General features: G+C 71.8%; 21 protein-coding genes. 15 read left to right on the top strand and 6 right to left on the bottom strand.

What is annotated here, in order from left to right; genetic code table 11:
* The first annotated feature begins 125 nt into the window (after nt 1-125).
* The 7 genes from GT755_RS07205 to GT755_RS07235 all read left to right on the top strand — a co-directional run bounded on the left by GT755_RS07205 (nt 126) and on the right by GT755_RS07235 (nt 7,177).
* Nucleotides 126-1,895: a S1 family peptidase gene (locus GT755_RS07205; RefSeq protein WP_161478932.1), complete on the top strand. Its 1,770-nt coding sequence runs from the start codon at nt 126-128 to the stop codon at nt 1,893-1,895.
* Nucleotides 1,896-2,006: 111 nt separating this feature from the next.
* Nucleotides 2,007-2,516: a hypothetical protein gene (locus tag GT755_RS07210; protein ID WP_161478933.1), complete on the top strand. Its 510-nt coding sequence runs from the start codon at nt 2,007-2,009 to the stop codon at nt 2,514-2,516.
* A complete protein-coding gene (locus tag GT755_RS07215) occupies nt 2,513-3,526 on the top strand; it encodes a peptidoglycan-binding protein (RefSeq protein WP_328794222.1) in 1,014 nt (337 codons plus the stop codon). The genes GT755_RS07210 and GT755_RS07215 overlap by 4 nt, the downstream gene beginning before the upstream one ends.
* Nucleotides 3,523-4,191: an ABC transporter ATP-binding protein gene (locus GT755_RS07220; RefSeq protein ID WP_161478934.1), complete on the top strand. Its 669-nt coding sequence runs from the start codon at nt 3,523-3,525 to the stop codon at nt 4,189-4,191. The genes GT755_RS07215 and GT755_RS07220 overlap by 4 nt, the downstream gene beginning before the upstream one ends.
* Nucleotides 4,184-5,371, top strand: a complete 1,188-nt coding sequence (locus GT755_RS07225) for an ABC transporter permease (protein ID WP_161478935.1) — start codon at nt 4,184-4,186, stop codon at nt 5,369-5,371. Before GT755_RS07220 ends, GT755_RS07225 begins: the two co-directional genes overlap by 8 nt.
* Before the next feature lie 49 nt (nt 5,372-5,420).
* The gene (locus GT755_RS07230; protein WP_030454518.1) at nt 5,421-6,074 is read left to right on the top strand and encodes a response regulator transcription factor; all 654 of its coding nucleotides are present in this window, start codon (nt 5,421-5,423) and stop codon (nt 6,072-6,074) included.
* Between the two features lie 5 nt (nt 6,075-6,079).
* Nucleotides 6,080-7,177 (top strand): sensor histidine kinase, encoded by a 1,098-nt coding sequence (locus tag GT755_RS07235; RefSeq protein ID WP_235966317.1) that lies wholly within the window; start codon nt 6,080-6,082, stop codon nt 7,175-7,177.
* A 6-nt stretch (nt 7,178-7,183) separates the two neighbouring features.
* Here GT755_RS07235 and GT755_RS40995 read toward each other — a convergent pair whose 3' ends face one another.
* From GT755_RS40995 to GT755_RS07250, 3 genes are read right to left on the bottom strand one after another with little or no spacing between them, the layout of a single operon-like run.
* Entirely contained in the window at nt 7,184-7,879 is a 696-nt protein-coding gene (locus GT755_RS40995) for a helix-turn-helix transcriptional regulator (RefSeq protein WP_161478936.1), read from the bottom strand.
* A 9-nt stretch (nt 7,880-7,888) separates the two neighbouring features.
* Entirely contained in the window at nt 7,889-8,821 is a 933-nt protein-coding gene (locus tag GT755_RS07245) for an alpha/beta hydrolase (protein WP_161478937.1), read from the bottom strand.
* A gap of 13 nt (nt 8,822-8,834) precedes the next feature.
* Nucleotides 8,835-9,050 (bottom strand): hypothetical protein, encoded by a 216-nt coding sequence (locus tag GT755_RS07250; RefSeq protein WP_030454513.1) that lies wholly within the window; start codon nt 9,048-9,050, stop codon nt 8,835-8,837.
* A 150-nt stretch (nt 9,051-9,200) separates the two neighbouring features.
* Here GT755_RS07250 and GT755_RS07255 point away from each other — a divergent pair, with 150 nt between their 5' ends.
* The 3 genes from GT755_RS07255 to GT755_RS07265 are packed head-to-tail and all read left to right on the top strand — an operon-like array spanning nt 9,201 to nt 12,126.
* The gene (locus tag GT755_RS07255; RefSeq protein WP_161478938.1) at nt 9,201-10,334 is read left to right on the top strand and encodes a sensor histidine kinase; all 1,134 of its coding nucleotides are present in this window, start codon (nt 9,201-9,203) and stop codon (nt 10,332-10,334) included.
* The gene (locus GT755_RS07260; RefSeq protein ID WP_161478939.1) at nt 10,331-11,446 is read left to right on the top strand and encodes a hypothetical protein; all 1,116 of its coding nucleotides are present in this window, start codon (nt 10,331-10,333) and stop codon (nt 11,444-11,446) included. Before GT755_RS07255 ends, GT755_RS07260 begins: the two co-directional genes overlap by 4 nt.
* Nucleotides 11,443-12,126, top strand: coding sequence for a response regulator (locus GT755_RS07265; protein ID WP_161478940.1), 684 nt, complete (start codon nt 11,443-11,445; stop codon nt 12,124-12,126). Before GT755_RS07260 ends, GT755_RS07265 begins: the two co-directional genes overlap by 4 nt.
* On the opposite strand, the gene GT755_RS07270 is transcribed toward GT755_RS07265, so the two are convergent.
* Nucleotides 12,111-13,172 (bottom strand): Gfo/Idh/MocA family protein, encoded by a 1,062-nt coding sequence (locus GT755_RS07270; protein ID WP_161478941.1) that lies wholly within the window; start codon nt 13,170-13,172, stop codon nt 12,111-12,113. The two genes, GT755_RS07265 and GT755_RS07270, sit on opposite strands and share 16 nt — an antisense overlap.
* Entirely contained in the window at nt 13,157-13,816 is a 660-nt protein-coding gene (locus GT755_RS07275; protein WP_456319067.1) for a ThuA domain-containing protein, read from the bottom strand. The genes GT755_RS07270 and GT755_RS07275 overlap by 16 nt, the downstream gene beginning before the upstream one ends.
* A 94-nt stretch (nt 13,817-13,910) precedes the next feature.
* On the opposite strand from GT755_RS07275, the gene GT755_RS38445 reads away from it, so the two are divergent.
* Nucleotides 13,911-14,738 (top strand): DUF6518 family protein, encoded by an 828-nt coding sequence (locus GT755_RS38445; protein ID WP_202609746.1) that lies wholly within the window; start codon nt 13,911-13,913, stop codon nt 14,736-14,738.
* Here GT755_RS38445 and GT755_RS07280 read toward each other — a convergent pair.
* The gene (locus tag GT755_RS07280) at nt 14,707-16,431 is read right to left on the bottom strand and encodes an ABC transporter ATP-binding protein (RefSeq protein WP_328794224.1); all 1,725 of its coding nucleotides are present in this window, start codon (nt 16,429-16,431) and stop codon (nt 14,707-14,709) included. The genes GT755_RS38445 and GT755_RS07280 overlap by 32 nt on opposite strands.
* Before the next feature lie 76 nt (nt 16,432-16,507).
* On the opposite strand from GT755_RS07280, the gene GT755_RS07285 reads away from it, so the two are divergent.
* From GT755_RS07285 to GT755_RS07300, 4 genes are all read left to right on the top strand, one after another.
* On the top strand, nt 16,508-16,918 hold the full coding sequence (locus tag GT755_RS07285) for a MarR family winged helix-turn-helix transcriptional regulator (protein WP_202609747.1): 411 nt from the start codon (nt 16,508-16,510) through the stop codon (nt 16,916-16,918).
* Nucleotides 16,919-16,951: 33 nt separating this feature from the next.
* Entirely contained in the window at nt 16,952-17,320 is a 369-nt protein-coding gene (locus tag GT755_RS07290) for an MmcQ/YjbR family DNA-binding protein (protein ID WP_202609748.1), read from the top strand.
* Between the two features lie 150 nt (nt 17,321-17,470).
* Nucleotides 17,471-18,145: a hypothetical protein gene (locus GT755_RS07295; protein ID WP_161478946.1), complete on the top strand. Its 675-nt coding sequence runs from the start codon at nt 17,471-17,473 to the stop codon at nt 18,143-18,145.
* A 288-nt stretch (nt 18,146-18,433) separates the two neighbouring features.
* On the top strand, nt 18,434-19,696 hold the full coding sequence (locus GT755_RS07300; protein WP_328794225.1) for an ATP-binding protein: 1,263 nt from the start codon (nt 18,434-18,436) through the stop codon (nt 19,694-19,696).
* The last annotated feature ends 77 nt before the right edge of the window (nt 19,697-19,773 follow it).

Genomic DNA, 19,773 nt, shown 5'->3' on the forward strand with positions numbered 1-19,773 from the left:
ACCGCAACGGTAGGAACGGGACAACACGCCCGCCACGGGGTGTGCCCTGGGGTTTTCCCCCGGGTAATGGAAACCCCAAGTCACTCACAAGTGGTGGACAAGGCGGCTGTCCGACGATCAGTGCCGTGAACCTCAGAAGAATCATCGTCGCCACTGCGGCGGTGTCGGTGCTCGCCGCATCTCCCGCGTACGCGGACGAGACGCCCGACGTCCCGATCGGGACCAGGCTGGCCGCGCAGACCCACCCCGCCGTCCAGCTCACCAGCCTCACCTACACGGGCAAGGTCAGCGTGCCCACCCCGGCCGTCAACGAGGCCAACCTGTACGCCCTCGTCGACAAGATCACCGCCGACGTCGTGGCCGGCAAGGTCGCCTCCGACCAGCGGACCATCGCCAAGTACATGTTCGAGCAGATGAACGCCAACGTGGGCGCCTACCTCGTGCCCGGCACCCCGGAGCGCGTCGTGGACGCCGAGGTCGGCGGCATGTGCACCGGCTGGTGGGTCACCCCCGACGGCTACATGGTCACCGGTGCGCACTGCGTCGAGATGGGCGAGAAGGAGCTCTACGACGTCTTCGCCCAGCAGGCGCTCTCCAAGTTCTACGAGGAGGACGCCCAGGGGATCCTGGAGATGGTCAAGGACCTCTCGCCCGACGAAGAGATGATCAAGCTCGCCGAGAACCTCTTCATCAACTTCAACGCGGCCAACATGCAGGTCAACGGTCTCAAGAAGGAGATCGCGGTGCTGCAGGCCCACCCCGGCGGCGGCGTCGACAAGACCGCCAAGCCGATCGTGGCCGAGCTCGTCGACGTCGGCGAGAGCTACCCCGGCAAGGACTACGCGCTGCTCAAGGTCAACGGGCAGCAGAACCTGCCGACCGTGCCGCTGGGCGACGACGCCGACGTGCAGGTGGGTTCGACGCTGTACATCAGCGGGTTCCCCGGGCTGGTCACCAACACCCCGTTCTTCAGCCTGGAGTCGAAGCTCGACCCGGCGCTGACCGAGGGGCCGTACAACGCGCTGCGGACGACCGACAAGGGGGTGCCGTACATCCAGACGCAGGCGCCCTCCTACCACGGCAACTCCGGCGGGCCGGTGTTCTCCAAGGACGGCGACGTCATCGGCATGCTCATCGCGGGCACGGTCTCCGAGGGCGGGGAGGCGTCGGAGAACGAGTCCTTCGTGCTCCCGATCTCGGTGATCAAGGAGAAGCTGAACGAGAAGGGCATCAAGCCGACCGCGTCGGCGACCACGACACGCTGGAACACCGCGCTGGACGCCTTCTTCCTGAAGCACTACTCCGAGGCGCTGCCGATCTTCCGCGAGGTCCAGGCGCTGCACCCGACCCACCCGTGGGTCGCCGAGTACATCACCAACTCGCAGCAGGCCATCACGGCGGGCAAGGACGAGTCGCCGCAGTCGACGGGCTTCTGGGTGCTGATCGGCGCCGGGGTGCTCGTGGCGATCCTGCTCGGCCTGGTGCTGCTCCGCCTGGTGGTGCGCAGGGCCAAGCGCAAGAAGCGCCCCCAGATCCCGGTCTACAACGGCGTCCCGCCCTACCAGGCGCAGGCCCAGCAGATCCCGGCCTACCAGCCGCCGCCCGCCCACTCCCTGCCCCCGGCCGAGAGCACGACCCGCTACCGGCCCCCGTCGCAGCCCTACCAGGCCTACCAGCAGGCCCACGGCGGTCAGCACGGTAGCCAGCAGGGGCAGCAGCCGGGCAACCAGTACGGGCAGCACGGGCAGCACGGTGGTGGACCGATCCCGCAGCATCAGCCCTACGGCCAGCAGCCGCAGCCCCAGCCTCAGCAGCCGCAGGACCGGAACGTCGCCGACCTGGAGCGCGAGCTGGAGCAGCTCCGCCGCCAGCTCGGCAACCGGCCGCAGCAGTAACGAGGATCGAGAGAAAGGCCCGTCTTCCCCACGGGCCTTTTCTGTTGCATAAACATGGGATAAGCGAATTCGCTTAATGGGTGTTTAACGGGGTCTCGCTAGAAATCACGCATGACCCGATTCAGAATTGCCTTGGTCGCGGCGGTCCCGCTGTTCCTGGCCGCCTGCGGAACCGGTCAGCAGAGCGGCGTCGCGACCGCCGGAGGCGGGTCCGCCTCCGCGGCGGCGGCGCCCAGCCCGGCGGCGTCCGGAGACGCCGTCAAGTTCGCCCAGTGCATGCGGGAGCACGGCATCGACGTGCCCGACCCCGAGCCCGGCGGCAACGCCGTCCGGGTGCGGATCAAGGAGGGCGTCGACCCGGCGACCGTCGAGAAGGCCAACGCGGAGTGCGAGGAGTTCCGGCCGATCGGGGGCGGGCCGCCGATGGGCGACGCGGCGTTCGCGGACGCCGTGCAGAAGTACACCGACTGCATGCGGGACAACGGCGTCGACATGCCCGACCCGAAGGTTGACGGCGGCCGGATGCTCATCCGGGCGCCCAAGGACGTCATGGACTCCCCGGAGGCGGAGAAGGCGCAGGCGATCTGCGAGAAGCACCTGCCCGGCGGGGGCCCGAAGTGAGGAAGGGGCTGCTCGCCGGGGGAGTGGCGGTCGCCGCTCTGGCCGGGGGCGGCGTCGCGGCGGCCACGCTCGACACGCCACCGCCGCCCGCGCCGGCGGCGGTGACGACGGCCGAGATCACCCGCGGGGACCTGGCCGACGCCGAGACCGTCGGCGGCACCCTCGGCTACGAGAACCGGCGCGACCTGCCCAACGCCGCCCGGGGCACCGTCACCTGGACGCCCGAGGAGGGCGCCGTCGTCCGGCGCGGCAAGCGGCTCTACTCCGTCGACGGCAAGCCCGTCGTGCTGATGTACGGCTCCACGCCCATGTACCGCCGCCTCGACACCACCACGTCGGGGCGCGACGTCCGGCAGCTGGAGCGCAACCTGAAGGCGCTCGGCTACGACCCCGGCACGGTCGACGACGACTTCACCTGGTCCACGTATGAGGCCGTACAGGACTGGCAGGAGGACCTGAACCTCGACGAGACCGGCACGGTCGGGCCCGAGGAGGTGGTGGTCGCCTCCGGCGCGGTGCGGGTCGCCCAGGTGACCGCCGAGGCGGGCATGCCCGCCGGGCGGTCGGTCATCGCCACGACCGGCACCAAGCGGGTCGTCCACGTCGACCTCGCCGCCTCCGACCAGCAGCTCGCCCGGCTCGGTGCATCGGTGACGCTGGAGACCCCCGACGGGCGGACCGGGAAGGGGCGGATCACCTCGATCGGCACCGTCGCCCGGCCGCCCGCGCAGGAGGGCGGGGAGGCGACGATCGACGTCGAGATCACCGCCGAGGGGCGGCTCGGCCGGTTCGACCAGGCCCCGGTCGACGTCGGGCTGACCGGCGAGACCCGCGAGGACGTGCTCTCGGTGCCGGTCGAGGCGCTGCTGGCGCTGCGTGAGGGCGGCTACGGCGTGCGGATCGCGGGCACGGTCACGAAGGTCACGACCGGGCTGTTCGCCGCCGGGCGGGTCGAGATCGAGGGCGCCGGGCTGGCCGAGGGCATGAAGGTCGAGGTGCCCGCCGAATGACCGCCGTCATCGAGCTGGCCGGCGCGGCCAAGACCTATCCGGGGGGCGTGCGCGCCCTGCGCGGCGTCGACCTGCGGGTCGAGCAGGGCGAACTGGTGGCCATCGCCGGGCCGTCGGGATCGGGCAAGTCGACGATGCTGCACCTCATCGGCACCCTCGACCGGCCCTCCGAGGGCACCGTCACGATCGCCGGATACGACGTCGCCACGTTGTCGGACCGGGAGTTGTCGGCGCTGCGGGCCCGGCGCATCGGGTTCGTGTTCCAGCAGTTCCACCTGGCCGACGGCGTGACCGCGCTCGACAACGTCGCCGACGGCCTGCTGTACGCCGGGGTCGGCCGCCGCGAGCGCCGGGAGAGGGCCGCCGTCGCGCTGGCCCGGGTCGGCCTCGGCCACCGGCTGGAGCACCGCCCGAACGAGCTCTCGGGCGGCGAGCGCCAGCGGGTCGCGGTGGCCCGCGCCGTCGTGGGCGAACCGGCGCTGCTGCTCGCCGACGAGCCGACCGGCAACCTCGACTCGGTCTCCGGCACGGGGGTGCTCACCCTCCTCGGGGAGCTGAACGCGGCCGGCACCACCGTGGTGATCATCACGCACGACGCCGACGTGGCCGCCGCCGCGCCGCGCCGGATCCGGCTGCGCGACGGCCTGGTGGTGTCCGATGGCTGAGCTGCGTCCGGCCCGGCTCACCTGGGGCGACCTGGTCAGGGTCGGCGCGGCCGGGCTGCGGGTGCGGCCCGCGCGGGCGGTGTTGTCGGCGCTCGGCATCGCCATCGGCATCGCGACCATGGTCGCCGTCGTCGGGATCTCGTCGTCGTCCAAGGCGCAACTGCTGGCCGAGCTCGACCGGCTCGGCACCAACCTGCTGCGGGTCACCCCCGGCCAGAGCCTGTTCGGCGAGCAGACCGCGCTGCCGCAGACCGCGCTCGCGATGGTCGGGGCGGTCGGGCCGGTCGAGGTGGCGGGCGCGACCGGTGACACCGGGACACCCGTCTACCGCACCGACCGGATCAACCCGCAGTCGACCGGCGGGCTGACCACCCGGGCGGCCTCCCCGGAGCTGCTGCGGACGTTGCAGACCCCGGTCGCCAAGGGCGTCTGGCTGAACGAGGCCACGGACTCCCTGCGGGCCGTCGTGCTCGGCGCGGTGGCCGCCGAGCGGCTCGGGGTGCGCGCCGTGGGCGAGCAGCTCTGGATCGGGGGCCGGTGGTGGACCGTCGTCGGCATCCTCGCCCCCTCGCCGCTCGCGCCCGAGGTCGACCGGTCGGCGCTCGTCGGGTTCGACGCCGCCGGGACGTACCTGAACTTCGACGGGCACCCGACCACGATCTACACGCGGACCGACCCGGCCCAGGTCGACGCCGTGCGGGCGGTCCTCCCGGCCACCGCCTCGCCGGAGAGCCCGGAGGAGGTGGAGGTCAGCCGGCCGTCCGACGCGCTGGCGGCGCGGGCCGCCGCCGACTCGGCGTTCACCGGCCTGCTGCTGGGGATCGGCGCGGTCGCGCTGCTCGTCGGGGGCGTGGGGGTGGCCAACACGATGGTCATCTCGGTCCTGGAGCGGCGCAGGGAGATCGGCCTGCGCCGGTCTCTGGGGGCCACCCGGGGGCAGGTGCGCGGCCAGTTCCTCGCCGAGTCGCTGCTGCTGTCCGGCCTGGGCGGGGTGGCCGGGGCGGTGCTGGGCGCGGCGGTGACGGTGGCGTACGCGACCTGGATGGACTTGCCCCCGACGGTGCCGGCCTGGGCGCCGGCCGGGGCGCTCACGGCGACCCTGTTCGTCGGGACGGTCGCCGGGCTCTACCCGGCGATGCGGGCCGCCCGCATGTCGCCCACCCTCGCCCTGAGCGCATGACACAGGGCGCTTAACCGGTGTTTACCCCCGGACCGGCAGGATGCGGACCATGCGGGTGCTGGTGGCGGAGGACGAGAAGGTGCTGGCCCGGGTCGTGGCGGCCGGGCTGCGGCGGGAGACGATGGCGGTGGACGTCGTGCACGACGGCGACGCCGCCCTGGAACGGGCGCTGACCAACGACTACGACGTCATCGTGCTCGACCGCGACCTGCCGGCGGTGCACGGCGACGACGTGTGCCGCCAGCTGGTCGCCCGGCGTGTCCCGGCCCGCATCATCATGCTCACCGCCGCCGGCGACCTGCGGTCGAAGGTCGAGGGCCTGTCGATCGGCGCGGACGACTACCTGGCCAAGCCGTTCGACTTCCCCGAACTCGTCGCCCGGTTGCGGGCGCTGGCCCGGCGGGTGCCGCTCGCGCACCCGCCGGTGCTGGCGCGGGCCGGGGTGCGGCTCGACCCCGCCCGCCGCGAGGTGTTCCGCGACGGGCGGTACGTCGCGCTCAGCCCCAAGGAGTTCGCCGTGCTGGAGATCCTGCTGCGGGCCGAGGGGACCGTGGTAAGCGCCGAGGACCTGCTGGAGAAGGCCTGGGACGAGAACATCAGCTACTTCACCAACTCCGTCAGGGTCACCGTCATGACCCTGCGCAAGAAGCTCGGCGACCCGCCCGTCATCGAGACGATCACCGGCGCCGGGTACCGCCTGTGAACCGCATGCCGATCAGGGCCCGGCTCACCCTCGTCTACGGGAGCCTGTTCTTCGCGGCGGCGCTGGTCCTCGTGATGATCAACTACATCGTCGTCAGCAGGCAGCTCACGCGGCGCGTGACGATCCGGCTCCCGATCGACGACCTGCCGCCGCTCACCGGCGACAAGCAGCTGTTCTTCTTCAACAAGCAGGTGGAGGACTACCACGAGACCGTGCTGGGCTCGCTGGTGTGGTGGTCGCTGCTCGCCGCCGTGCTCGTCGGACTGGTCGGCCTGGCCGTCGGGTGGTACGTCGCCAAACGTGCCCTCGACCCCCTCCAGCACGTCACCGAGACGGCCCGCCGCCTGTCGACCGACACCCTGCACCGGCGCATCTCGATGACCGGCCCGCACGACGAGATCAAGGACCTGGCCGACACGTTCGACTCGATGCTCGAACGCCTGGACAACGCCTTCGACGGCCAGCGCCGCTTCGTCGCCAACGCCTCCCACGAACTGCGCACTCCGCTGGCCATCAACCGCGCGCTGCTCCAGGTCTCCATGCCGGACGAGCTGATCCCCGCCGCGCTCCGGCCGGTCCGCGACGAGCTGCTGGCGTCCAACTCCCGGCAGGAGCGCCTCATCGAGGGCCTGCTCACCCTGGCGCTGAGCGAACGCGACCTGTCCGGGCGGGAGCCCGGCGACCTGGCCGAACTGGCCCGGCCGTCGCTGCTGGCCCACGGCCTGACGGTGGCGCGGCAGTTCCCGGCCCCGGTGGCGGGCGACGGGGTGCTGCTGGAGCGGATGATCCGCAACCTCGTCGACAACGCGGTGACCTACAACGACGACCGCGGCGAGGTGACCGTCAGGACCGGCAGCGGCGGGGGCCATGCGTACGTGACCGTGGAGAACACCGGCCGCGAGATCGCCCCCGCCCAGGCGGGCCGGCTGTTCGACCCCTTCATCCGCCTCGACCCCGACCGGACCGGGTCGGCGGGCGGGGCCGGGCTGGGGTTGTCGATCGTGCGGGCCATCGCGCGCGCCCACGGGGGCACGGCCGAGGCCCGGCCCCGGGAGGGCGGCGGGCTCATCGTGACGGTCCGACTGCCGCTTCTCGCCGTCTGAGCCTGTTCAGCTCAGGACGGGCTGGCGCAAGATCCCGGTCTCCGAGGCGAAGGTCGCCGCCGGGCGGGCCGGGGCGCGTTCGCCCGTGGCTTCGGCGCCCGCGATGCGGTCGAGGCGGAACACCCGCACCGCCTCGCGTAACCGGCACCAGCCCACCAGATACCACTCGCCGCGCCGGTTGCCGACGAACACCCCCGGCTCGACCTCGCGTTCGGTCGGCACGCCCTTGGCGTCGGCGTAGCCGATGCGCAGCACGCCGCCCGACAGGACGGCCTGGTCGATGACGGTCGCGATCGGGTCGGCGGGGCGCTCGTCGTCGCGGATCAGCTGCACGCGCTCGGCCAGGGCCCTGGCGCGGTCGCCCTCGCCGTCGGGCATGGCCTCCATCACCTTGCGCAGGGCGCTCCTGGCCTGCTCGGCGAAGGGCAGCTCCTCGTGGCTGAGGGCGACCGCGATGGCCACCGCCTCTTCGGGGGTGAAGTTGAGCGGCGGCAGCGACATGCGCTTGTCGAGGACGTAGCCGCCGCGGCGGCCGAACTCGGCGTAGATGGGGACGCGGGCCTCCTGGAGCGCGGCGACGTCGCGCTCGATGGTGCGCACGCTCACCTCGAACCTCTCGGCCAGCTCACGGGCCGACCGGGGCCGGGGCGAGACGGCCCGCAGTTCCTCGACGAGGGCGTAAAGCCGATCCGTACGGTTCACACGGGCAGCCTAGATATCGCCACCGACAAAACCGCGCCGCAGCGCCTCGATCTGCTCGGCCGTCGAACGCCGCCCGATCGGGGTGTCCGGCAGCGCGCCCGCGAAGCCGTGGAACGCGCCCGGCCACAGGTGGAACTCGACCGGCACCCCGGCCGCCGCCAGGCGCAGCGCGTAGAGGGCGTCCTCGTCGCGGAAGACCTCCAGGTCGCCGACGTCCACGTAGGCCGGGGGGAGGCCCGACAGGTCGGTCGCGCGCGCGGGGGCGGCGTAGACCGGCACGTCGGTGAGGTCGCCCAGGTAGGCCTTCCAGGCGAACCTGTTGTTGCCGCGCGGCCACGACACGGCCTCCTCGAACTGGGCCGCCGACGCCGTGTCGTCGCGGTCGTCGAGCATCGGGCACAGCAGGAGCTGGAACCGCAGGCGGGGGCCGCCCCGGTCCCTGGCCAGCAGGGCGAGCCCGGCGGCCAGGCCGGCGCCCGCCGAGTTCCCGCCGATCGCCAGCCGGTCGGGGTCCACTCCCAGCGCGGCCGCGTTCTCGGCCGTCCACAGCAGCCCGCGGTAGCAGTCGTCCAGGGGGATGGGGTAGGGGTGCTCGGGGGCCAGCCGGTAGTCCACGGAGATCGCCATGCAGCCGAGCGCCTCGACGAACCGGGAGATCCGGGAGTCGTCCATCTCCGGCAGTCCGATGATCATGCCGCCGCCGTGGATCCAGTACAGGCACGGGAGCGGCTCGTCCCCCGCGCCGGCCGGGCGGTAGACGCGCAGCCGCAGGCCGTCGGCGTCGACGTCGCTCACCTTGGTCCCGGCGCCCGGCGGGAGGCACGCGGCGGCCCGCGCCCGGCGGATCTCCGCCAGATCGGCGGTGTTCAGGTCGTAGGAGAGCGGCGGGAGCGCTTCCAGAGCGGCGCGCAGGTCAGGGTCCAGATTGGGGTGAAGCGTCATGAACCCATGCGTATCAGGCGAGGTAGGAGCGCGCCACCCGCGAGGCCGTCTCGTCGTCGATCTTCTTGGCCAGGCCCAGGAACAGCCGGACGATGCTGGAGATCAGGCTGACCAGGGCGGGCAGGTCGCCGCGGCTCACCCGGTCGTCGAACTGGATCGCGATGCCCGGATCCGTGACGCGCGCCGAAGTGATCGTCGAGCGGATCTCGCTCTCCGTCGCGTACTGCATGCTCCCCGGCCCTCCACAGGTGACGAATATCGTCTCAATTAGACCGGGTTACAGACGCGTACCTATGACGGTCATTCGGCTGACAGCCGGACGAACCGCTTTACACTCTCAGGGCGCGGTCATGATCCGGCCTTCCGAGTGGGGCGTCTGATGGCATTGGGTGTTCGGCTCGACGCAGGTGGCCGCATGCCCGCGACGGCCGCCCTCGACCGCGTGACCGCGCGTTGCGGGTCCGTCATCCGGGGCGTGGCGGGACTCGTCGCCGTCACGGCGGCGCTGCTGGGGCTCGCCCCGCCGGTCGACTCCACGGTGCTGGTGCCGGTCATGGCGGGGCTGCTGTGCTGGAGCGTCTTCTTCACCTGGGCGGGCTGGACCTACGGCCTGCTGCCCTGGGTGATCACGGTCGAGGTGCTCATCACCTCGGCGTTGTGCCTCTTCCAGAAAGAGCTCGTCGCGGGCACCCTCATCGGCGACAGCGCGAGCTGGGTCGGCGGGCTGGTCACCATGACGATCGTGGTGGTCAACCTGGCGTGGCGGACGGGTCCGGCCGTGCCGGCCGGGCTCGTGGTGGTCGTCGCGCACCTCTGCGGCTCCGGCGCGTTCGCGGTGGCCGGGATCCACGTGCTGCAGGTGGGCGCGACCGCCGTGCTGATGAGCCTGCTGCGCAAGAGCGCGGCCGACGCCGACCGGGAGCTCGCGGCGGCCCGCGACGCCGAGGAGAAGGCCACCGTCGAACGCGAACGCCGCCGCGACGAACGCGCCCAGAACAGCCGCATGCACGGCAGCGTGCTGGCCACCCTCATGATGATCGGCGCCGGCGGCATCGGCGCGACCTCCCCCATGCTGCGCGAGACCGCCGCCCGCCACCTGGCCGACCTCGACCGCATGTCCGAGGGCGGCGGCACCGGGCCCGACCACGTGCCGCTGCACGAGCGGCTGACCGCCGTCGCGGCCCGGTCGGGGCTGACCGTCCACACCCGGCTGACGCCCGCCTCGGTGCCGTGGGAGGTGGCCGAGGCCTTCCTCGAAGCCGTCGCCGAGGCGATCGCGAACGTCGTCAGGCACGCCAACGTCACCGTCGCGGTCGTCACGCTGACCGAGACCGACGGCGAGGTCGTGGTCGAGGTCCGCGACCGCGGGATGGGCTTCGACCTGGCCCGCGTGCCCGACCACCGCTACGGCCTGCGGGTGTCGATCCTGGCCCGGATGGAGATGGTCGGCGGCCGGGGCGTGGTCGAGTCGGGCCCGCAGGGCACCAGGGTCACCCTCCGGTGGGCGCCGTGAGCGCGTCGGAGACGAGCGTCCGCCGCAACTACAGCCTGGGCGCGCGCCGCGCCGCCGTGTCGATCGTCGCCGCCTGGCATCTCGGCTTCGACCTCGTCGGCACCGTCGGCACCTGGGAGTCCTACCGGTTCCCGTGGCTGGCCGGGCTCGCCTGGGTCCTGTACGCCGCGATCGGCGTGGTGGCCGGCGTCGCCCTGCTGCGCGAACGGCCGCTCGGCGCCGGCGTGTGGCCACTCGCGGTCGTCACGCTGGTCGTGTCGGCGATGGTGATGGCCGCCTGCGAGCCCGGCGACGTCGTCAACGCCGCCGACTGGGGGTGGGGCTCGGTGGGCTGGCTGGCCATGATCCTGTTCTGGCCCCGCCCGACCTGGCTGCGCGACCTGAGCGGGTTCCTGCTGGCCAACGTGGTCGTCACGCTGGCCGGGCTGGCGTCGGCCGGGGCGCTCGACGCGCGGTCGCTGAGCAAGTTCCTCGTCGTCAGCGTCGGCGCGATCCTCCTCCAGGCGGGCGCGAGCGCCGGCGGCCACGCCCTGGACCTGGCCGCCCGGTGGGCGGTGGAGAACTCCAACCGGACGGCCGGCGCCGAGGCCGCGCGGAAGGCGGCCGACCAGGTCCACGCCGACCGGCTGGCCCGCTACGCCGAGGTGCGCGCGGCCGTCGCGCCCGTGCTGACCCTGCTCGCCGAGGGCGCCGACCCGGCCGACCCCGACGTCCGGCACGAGAGCGCCGTCGGCGCGGCCCGCCTGCGCCGCCTGATCGCCGAGACCGACGACGCCCCCGACCCGCTCCTGCACACACTGCGGGCCTGCGCGTTCGACGTCGAACGGCGCGGTGTCGTGGTGCTCTTCCTGACCGCCGGCACGGTGCCGCCGCTGCCGCTGGAGGTCCGCCGCGCGCTGGTCGAGGCGCCCATCGAGGGCATGGCACGGGCCCGCAGCCAGGCCAGGGTCACCCTCGTCGCGACCCCGCGCGAGGTCATCGTCAGCGTCCTCACCGACGCCCCGTCGCTGCCCTCGGCCGACGGGTCCCGCGCCGCCAACGTCGCCACCCGCGTCGAGGCGGAGAACGGAGGAACCCAACTGTGGATAGAGAGCCGCTGGACCGCCCCGTGACCCTCGCGGTGGTGGAGGACACGCCGGTCGTGCTGGAGGGCATCCGGTCGTGGGTGGCCGCCGACCCCGGGAGACGGGTGGAGATCGTGGCCAGCGGCAACACCGTCGACTCCGTCCTCGGCGGCGAGGGCGCGCACGCCGACGTGATCCTGCTCGACCTCGAACTCGACGGCGTCAACTCGCTGCCGCGCATCCCCGAACTGGTCGCCGCCGGGCGCCGGGTGGTCGTCTACTCGGTGCACGAGGACGACGCGACCGTGATGGCGGTGCTCCGGGCGGGCGCGGCCACGTTCATCGCCAAGACCGAGACCAGGGAACACTGCGTCGACACCATCGTGGCCGTCGGCCGCGACCGGCCCTACGTGCCGCCGGTGATGGCCGGGGCCCTGGTCGCCGCCGACGGGCAGACCTCCCGGCCGATGTTGTCGGCCCGCGAGCGCGAGGCGCTGCTGCTCTGGTTCCAGGGCATGAACAAGCAGTCGGTCGCGCTCCGCATGGGCATCTCCGAGGCGACCGTGAAGCAGTACATCGAACGCGCGCGGGTGAAGTACGCCAGCACCGGCAGGGCCGCCCCGACGAAGACGACCCTGCTGGCCCGCGCCATCCAAGACGGCCTGATCACGGCCGACGACATCATCGAATACCAGTCACTCGCCGCCGACCATCACACGAGGGACTGAAGGGCGACCGGCTCCGGCCGCTCGCAGGTGCTCTCCACCGTCTCCGCCCGCCCCGTGGCGGCCGAGCGGAGCAGCGACTCCATGACGTCGAGCACGTGCAGGGCCAGTTCCCCGGAGGCGCGCGGGCGGGGGGCGGTGACGAGGTCGTACACGCCGATGCCGCGGCCGGTGTCCCGGTAGCCGGCGGTGACCGGGAGCGTCTCCCACGCCCCGCCGACCCGGTGGACCAGCACGTCGCCGTCGAACCGGTTGGGGTCGGGGACGATCATCGTGCCGAGCTCGCCGTGCACCTCGATGTTGGGCGCGCGGGAGGCCGCGCCGTCGAACGACATGATCAGCGTCGACAGGGCGCCGGAGGCGTGCGTGAGGACCCCGGTGACGTGCGTGTCGGTGGTGACCGGGAGCCGCTCGCCCTGCCGGTAGCCGCTGCCGATCACCCGTTCGTCCCGGGTACGGCTCGCCGCCCCGATCGCCGACACGACCGGCCCGAGCAGCGTCACCAGGGCGGTGATGTAGTAGGGCCCCATGTCGAGCAGCGGGCCGCCGCCCGGCCGGTAGTAGAAGTCGGGATCGGGGTGCCACGGCTCCGGACCGGCGGTGACCATGGTCGCCACGGCCGCCGCCGGGCGGCCGACGAGACCGGCGTCGAGGTGGTGGCGGGCGGTCTGGAAACCGGTGCCGAGCACGGTGTCGGGGGCGCAGCCGAGCCTGACCCCGGAGCCCTTCGCGACGATCGTCTTGGCCTCGTCGAGGGTGGCGGCCAGGGGTTTCTCGCCGTAGACGTCCTTGCCCCCGGCGATGGCCCGCAGCGCGATTTCGGTGTGCGCCGCCGGGATGGTGAGGTTGACGACCAGGTCGCAGGCGTCGACCAGGTCGTCGACGCTGAGCGAGCGCGCGCCCGTTTCGGTGGCGGTGGCCAGGGCGCGGGCCGGGTCGAGGTCCGCGACGGCGTACAGGACCAGCCCGGGAAGCTTCGTGAGGGTCGCGGTGTACTGCTCGGAGATCTTGCCGCAGCCGACGATCCCGACCTTCACCGGCTCGCCCATGCCAGCCCCCTCTCGATCAGGGTCCGCACGCTGTCGTGCTCGAGGGTGGCCAGGTCGTGGCCCGGCGTGGCGACGAAGACGCGGCCCTCGCCCCACTCGCGGACCCACACGGCCGGCACGGTGACCGGCCTGCTCCACGGCCCCTGCGCGGCGTGGGTGGTGGTGGCCAGAACCGTGTTGTACGGGTCGGTGAGCACCCAGTACTGCTCGGTGACCAGGTCGAAGTCGGCGATGCCCTTGGTGATCGGGTGGTCGTGGCCGGTGATCTCGATCCGGTGGGGGACGAAGGTCTCCCCGCCCGCCTCGGGATGGCAGGCGAACTGCCCGCCGGTCAGGTGGAGGTAGTCGGGCTCGGCGCGGAAGGAGTCGACGACGCCGCCGTGCCAGCCCGCGAACCCGGTGCCCGCCGCGACCGCCTGGGACAGGCCGGTGCTCTGCTCGCGCGTGATCGTGCCCATCGTGAAGCACTGGACGACCAGATCGACCCCCGCCATCAGATCGGGGTCGGCGTAGGGGGCGGGGGAGTCCTCGACCGTGAGGGAGAAGCCCTGCTCGGCGAGGTACGGGAGGAAGAGATCGGTGGCGGCGACGGGCTCATGGCCCTCCCAGCCGCCTCGGACGACTAGAGCGTGACGTAACTTCACCATCCGAATTATCCCATTTTGCGGGGCAAATGAGCAGATCTCGGGGCGCTTTCGCTACAGTTCCGGCCTCGACGGACGACCGAGGGGGACACCGATGCGATGGTGGCGGGCGGCGGCGACCGCCCTGGTGGCGGGGCTCGCGCTGGGGGTGCTGACCAACCTGGCGCAGGGCTGGCTGCCGGGGGCCTGGAACAACCTCGCCAATTCGGGGGCCGTGTGGTCGGTGGCGGCGTTCGTGGCGGGAGCGGTGGCGGCGGGGGCCCTGCCCCGGGGATTCACCATGTACGGGCCGGGAGACGGGGCTGAGGGCAGGGAGTTCACCTCGTATGGGCCGGGACCATTCGGTCAGGGCCGCGGTTCCGCCGGAACGGGTCGGGGCCTCGGGCCCTCGGAGCACGGCGCGGGGGCCGCGGGCTCGGGGCCCGGATCGTTGCCCCATGGCGACGGCATCACGCCGGCCGGGCTTCTCCGCTTGGTGCCGCCCGCTCCCTCCGCTCTGCCGCGTGCCCTTCTCGCCGGGCTCGCCGCCGAGCTGGGGCTCGTCGCCGGGTACTACGGCTTCGCCGAGTTCGGGCGCGGCGGGATGGGGAGCCTGTTCTGGCCGCTGGTCTGGGTGGTCGTCGCCTGCGTGGCCGGGCCCGTGTTCGGGGTCGCGGGACTCTGGTGGCGGCGCGGCGTGGCGCGGTGGCAGCGGGTCTGCGGCCTGGCCGCGCTGGCGGGGGTCTTCGGGATGGAGGCCGCGCACTACGCGTTCAACCTGGGGTACGCCCCGCAGGCGTGGGCCTGCCTGGCGGTGTTCCTGCTCGTGCCGCTGCTGGCCAATGCGGTGCGGGAGATCTTCTGGACGCTGGCGGTGGCCGTGCCGTTCGCCGGTCTCGCCTACGTGGTGATCAACCTGCCGCTTCAGTCGTTGTCAGGCTGAGTTCGTCGCGGTTGACCAGGGCCGCGTAGTGGCCGCCCAGGGCGAGCAGCTCCTCGTGGGTGCCGCGCTCGACGATGCGGCCCCCGTCGAGCACGATGATCTGGTCGGCGTCGCGGACCGTCGACAGCCGGTGGGCGATCGTCAGGGTGGTGCGGCCTTCGGCCAGCTCGTCGAGGGCCTCCTGGACGGCCCGCTCGGTCTGGGTGTCGAGCGCGCTGGTGGCCTCGTCGAGGATCAGCACCGGAGGGTTGCGCAGGAGGGTGCGCGCGATCGCCAGGCGCTGCTTCTCGCCGCCGGAGAAACGGTAGCCGCGCTCGCCGACGAGGGTGTCGTACCCCTCGGGCAGCGACATGAGATGGTCGTGGATGCGGGCCGCCCGCGCCGCCGCGTGCAGCTCCTCGTCGGTCGCGCCGGGCTTGGCGAAGCGCAGGTTGTCGGCCACCGAGGCGTGGAAGAGATAGGTCTCCTGCGAGACCACGCCGACCGTCTCGGCCAGTGACTCGAAGGTCAGCTCCCGCACGTCGACGCCGTCGATGGTGACCCGGCCGCCCGTGACGTCGTAGAGGCGGGGGAGCAGGTAGCTGAGGGTGGTCTTGCCCGATCCGGTCTCGCCCACGATCGCGAGCCGGGTGCCGGGCGGGACCGCGACGTCGATTCCGGTGAGGGTGGGGGCCGAGCCGTACGAGAAGTCGACGTTCTCGAACCGCACCTCGCCCTTGACCCGGTCGAGCGTGCGGTCGCCGGGGTGGACGTCGACCTTCAGGTCGAGGTATTCGAAGATCCGCCCGAACAGCGACATCGAGCTCTGCACCTCGACCCCGAGCTGCAGCAGCTGCACCGACGGCCGGAACATCGAGGTCTGCAGGGTGGTGAACGCCACCAGCGTGCCGACCGACACCGCGCCGGTCCACCCCACGGCCCAGTAGACGACGGCGGGCATGGCCGCCATCACGATCTGGATCGACGACTGCCGCCACCGCCCCGCCATCGACGACCGGACCTCCAGGTCGGCGAGGTCGTCGGAGGACGCCGCGAACCGGTCGGTGAGCGTGCCGGTACGTCCCATCGTGCGCCCCAGCAGGATCCCGCTGATCGACAGCGACTCCTGCACCATCGAGGCCATCGACGCCATCTTGACCTGCCGCTGCGTGGTGATCCGCCGCCGCTCCTTGCCGACCTTCCGGCTGATCCCCACGAACACCGGCAACAGCCCGAGCGAGATCAGCGTCAGCCGCCAGTCGAGCGCCACCATGGCCGCGATCGTGGCGAGCACCGAGGTCAGGTAGGAGATGAACGAGGTCGCGGTGGTCGTCACCACGGCCTGCATCGCGCCGATGTCGTTGGCGATCCGCGACTGGACCTCACCCGTCTTGGTCTTGGTGAAGAAGGCCAGCGACATGCGCTGGAGGTGGTTGTAGACGGACTTGCGCAGGTCGTGCATGACCCGCTGGCCGACCGTCGTCGAGATGAACGTCTGCAGCACGTCGAAGACGCTGGTCGTCACGGCGATCACGATCATGCCGAGCGCCAGCAGCGACAGCAGCCGCGCGTCGCGGTTCGGCAGGGCGACGTCGAGGATCTCCCGCAACAGGAACGGCGAGGCCAGCGACACCACCGACGACAACACGATCAGCGCCCCGACCGCGCCCAGCTTGCGGCGGTAGGGCCTGAAAAGGCGGATGACGCGCCCCAACGGCGCTCGGGGTTCATTATCCATGATGTACACTCAAACGGAGGTTAGCTCACATTCATTCCACGAGGCGAGTGCTTTGTCCGACGGAGAACTGTTCGAGCTGCTCCACCGGGTCGACCACCGCATCCGGCGGGGCTTCCGCGAACGCCTCGAACCCCTCGGCATCAACCCGGGCCAGTCGCGCGCCCTGCGCGCTCTGGTCTCCGCCGGAGAGCCGCTGCGCATGGCCCGGCTCGCCGAACTGCTCGGCATCGTCCCCCGTTCCCTGACCTCGGTCGTGGACGCCCTGGAGGAGGCCGGCCTGCTCGCCCGTTCCGTCGACCCCACCAACCGGCGCTCCACCCTCGTCTCCGTCACCCCCGCCGGCCTGGCCGTCCACGAGCAGGCGCGCGTGGCGCGACGGGAGGCCGCCGCGGAGGTCTTCTCCGTACTTTCGGACGAACAGCGCCGGCAGTTGTCGGCCCTGCTGCGCCTGCTCGACGGCTGAGAATGTCGGTGGGGTCTGGTAGGCCTAGGGGGCATGGCGGTGAGCGTGGACGAGTTCCTGAAGATGCTTGACCATCTGCCCGAGGTGAAACAGGGCTTCGGTGGCGAGTGGGTGTCGCTGAAGGTGCGCGGCAAGGGGTTCGGCTACCTGTGGGAACGCACCCAGACCGTGGGCCTCAAGTCGACCGTCGAAGAACAGGCCGCCCTGGTGGCCGAACGGCCCGACGTCTTCGAGGTGCAGTTCACCACGGAGTCGACGGGGTGGGTGGTCGTCCACCTCGACCGGATCGAGGCCGACGAGCTGTTCGAGCTGGTGACCGAGGCGTGGTGCATGACCGCCCCGAAGTCCCTGGTCGAAAGCCATGAGATCGTGTTGTGGCCGGAGCTCTACCCCTCCTCCTGAAAGGGCACGACGCGGCGGCAAGATGATTTCTCCGCCAGTGCACCGCCGGCCCGCCGGCCTACACGGTGACCGACCGGGTCAAGCGCCGGTGGGTTGTGCTCTGATACATCGACGACCGGCTCCGCGACGACGAATAGGAACCTCATCACTGTGGCATCCGCCTGGGAATCCGCGCTGACGCACGCCTTCGGGCACCTGCTCGGCCACCCGCTCGCCGACCATGACGCCACCGCGACCTACGGGGCGTTCTACGGCGGCAACTGGCTTTACGAGACGGGGCTCGACCGCCACCCCGGCTGGGTGCGCCGGGAGGCGTTGTCGGGGCAGGAGACGGTCAGCCATCCCCAGGTGCTGATCCTCCTCGACGGCTACGCCGACCTGGTGTTCGACGCGAGCGGCTCCCTCTTCGAGGTCGACCCGGCCGACTTCGACGACGGCCTGGTCGCGTCGGTGTCGGTGTTCGCCAAGCCGGGGATCGTGCGGGGGGCCGATCTGGCCACGCTGCTCGACCGGCACCCGGGGGAGCCGGAATGGCAACTGTGGCAGGCGCGCATCGCCTCCGACGGGACCCTTCTCGGGGCGCTCAAGGCCGCGACCGCGATCGGTGACTCACCCCGGAGCCTCATCCCTCCGTCTGACGAGCCTGACGAGCGGGCGGTGCTCGCGCACCTCGAGGCGTTCTCCGACCCGGTGTCCGATGACCTGGCCTACTGTCCCCAGGCGCTGAACGAGGCGGTCATCGCGATGTGGGAGGGCGCGGTCGACCAGTACGAGATCACGATCTGGAACCTCGACCAGCTCACCGCCCAGGGGGCGAGGGCCTGAGGCGACTCGCCGTCGCCTCGGTAGATCGAATACTGACGCGGCGGGTTCGCTGGGAGCAGTGCGGCGATCACCCACAGCGGCCCTGCGGCCCCACCGTGGAATCGACTCCGCTCCACCACGAGAGGTCCCGCCAGATGACCGTGGGAGGTCCGGCAGATCAGCTACGTAGCTTGCGGCAGATCCACCATGCCGGCCTCGGCAGAATGACCACACCACCTTCGGCAGATCGACCATCGAACCACCGGCAGATCCGCCACAAGATTGGCGTTTGGCCATATCATCGGCCAAGTGGACACGGATGAACTCGCCCTCTATTCGCGGCGGGCCGAAGCGATGGTCTGGGAGGCGCTCGCCGATACCCGGGTCGTGGTGATCAACGGTGCCCGGCAAGTCGGTAAGAGCACCCTGGCCCTCTCGGTCGCCCAGCGGACCCCCGGCTCCCGCGAGATCTACCTCGATCAGGCCGCCGTCCGGGCCGCCGCACGTCAGGACCCCGACGGGGTCGTCCACCATCACGGGTTGCTGGTCATCGACGAGATCCAGCGGGTGCCCGATCTCCTGCTGTCGATCAAGCGTGAGGTCGACGCCGATCCGCGTCCCGGCCGTTATCTCCTCACCGGTTCCGCCCGGCTGCTGGGGCTGCACGACCTTCCCGACGCGCTGCCCGGCAGGTCGGAGACCATCGAGTTGTGGCCGCTTTCCCAGGGAGAGATCGACGGCCGCCCCGACGGGTTCGTCGACGCCGTCTTCCGCTCAGGGGCCGACACCGTCTTCCCGCCGTCGTCGCTCCGCCGGATGGACTATCTCGACCGTGCCCTGCGCGGCGGTTATCCAGAGGCCGTCCACCGCCCCACCCACCGCAGACGGGCCCGGTTCCTGGAGTCCTACGTCTCCGACCTCATCAACCGTGACGTGAAACAGATCTCCGACATCGAGCGGCCCCTGGACATGCGGCGGCTGCTCAACGTCCTGTGCGGCCGCATGGGCGGGCTGCTCGTGCTCGACAACATCGGCCGCGATCTGGGCCTCCCGCGGAGCACCGTCAAGCGCTATGTCGACCTTCTCGACCTGGTCTATCTCGTCCGGCGTATCCCGGCCTGGTCGTCGAACGCCACCACCAGGGCCGTGGCCACGCCGAAGCTGCTCGTCGTCGACTCAGGACTGGGCGCCCACCTGGCCGGCCTGACGCCGTCGAGGGTCACCGACATCACCGCGCCCGTCGGCCCTCTCATGGAGAACTTCGTCCTCGGGGAACTGGCCCGCCAGCTCACCTGGAGCGAAGAACCGGTCCGGCTCCACCACTACCGTGACCGGGACGGCGTCGAGGTCGACGCCGTCCTCGAACGGGCGTCCGGCGAGATCGTCGGCATCGAGGTCAAAGCGGCCGAGACGGTGCGGGCAGAGGACTTCCAGGGTCTCCGCAGCCTCTCCAGGAAGGCCGGCGAACGATTCGTCGCCGGATTCGTGATGTACGCGGGCAGAGACGTGCTCCCCTTCGGCGACGGGATGAGGGCGGTGCCGATGTCGGCTCTATGGGAAACCTCGCCCTGATCGGCGGACAATGCAGAAGACGGCCGGGCGCCCCCCGAATGGGTGCCCGGCCGTTCTGCGCTTTCCCAAGAATCCTG

The sequence above is a fragment of the Herbidospora solisilvae genome (assembly GCF_009901565.1).
Classification (GTDB): Bacteria; Actinomycetota; Actinomycetes; order Streptosporangiales; family Streptosporangiaceae; genus Herbidospora; species Herbidospora solisilvae.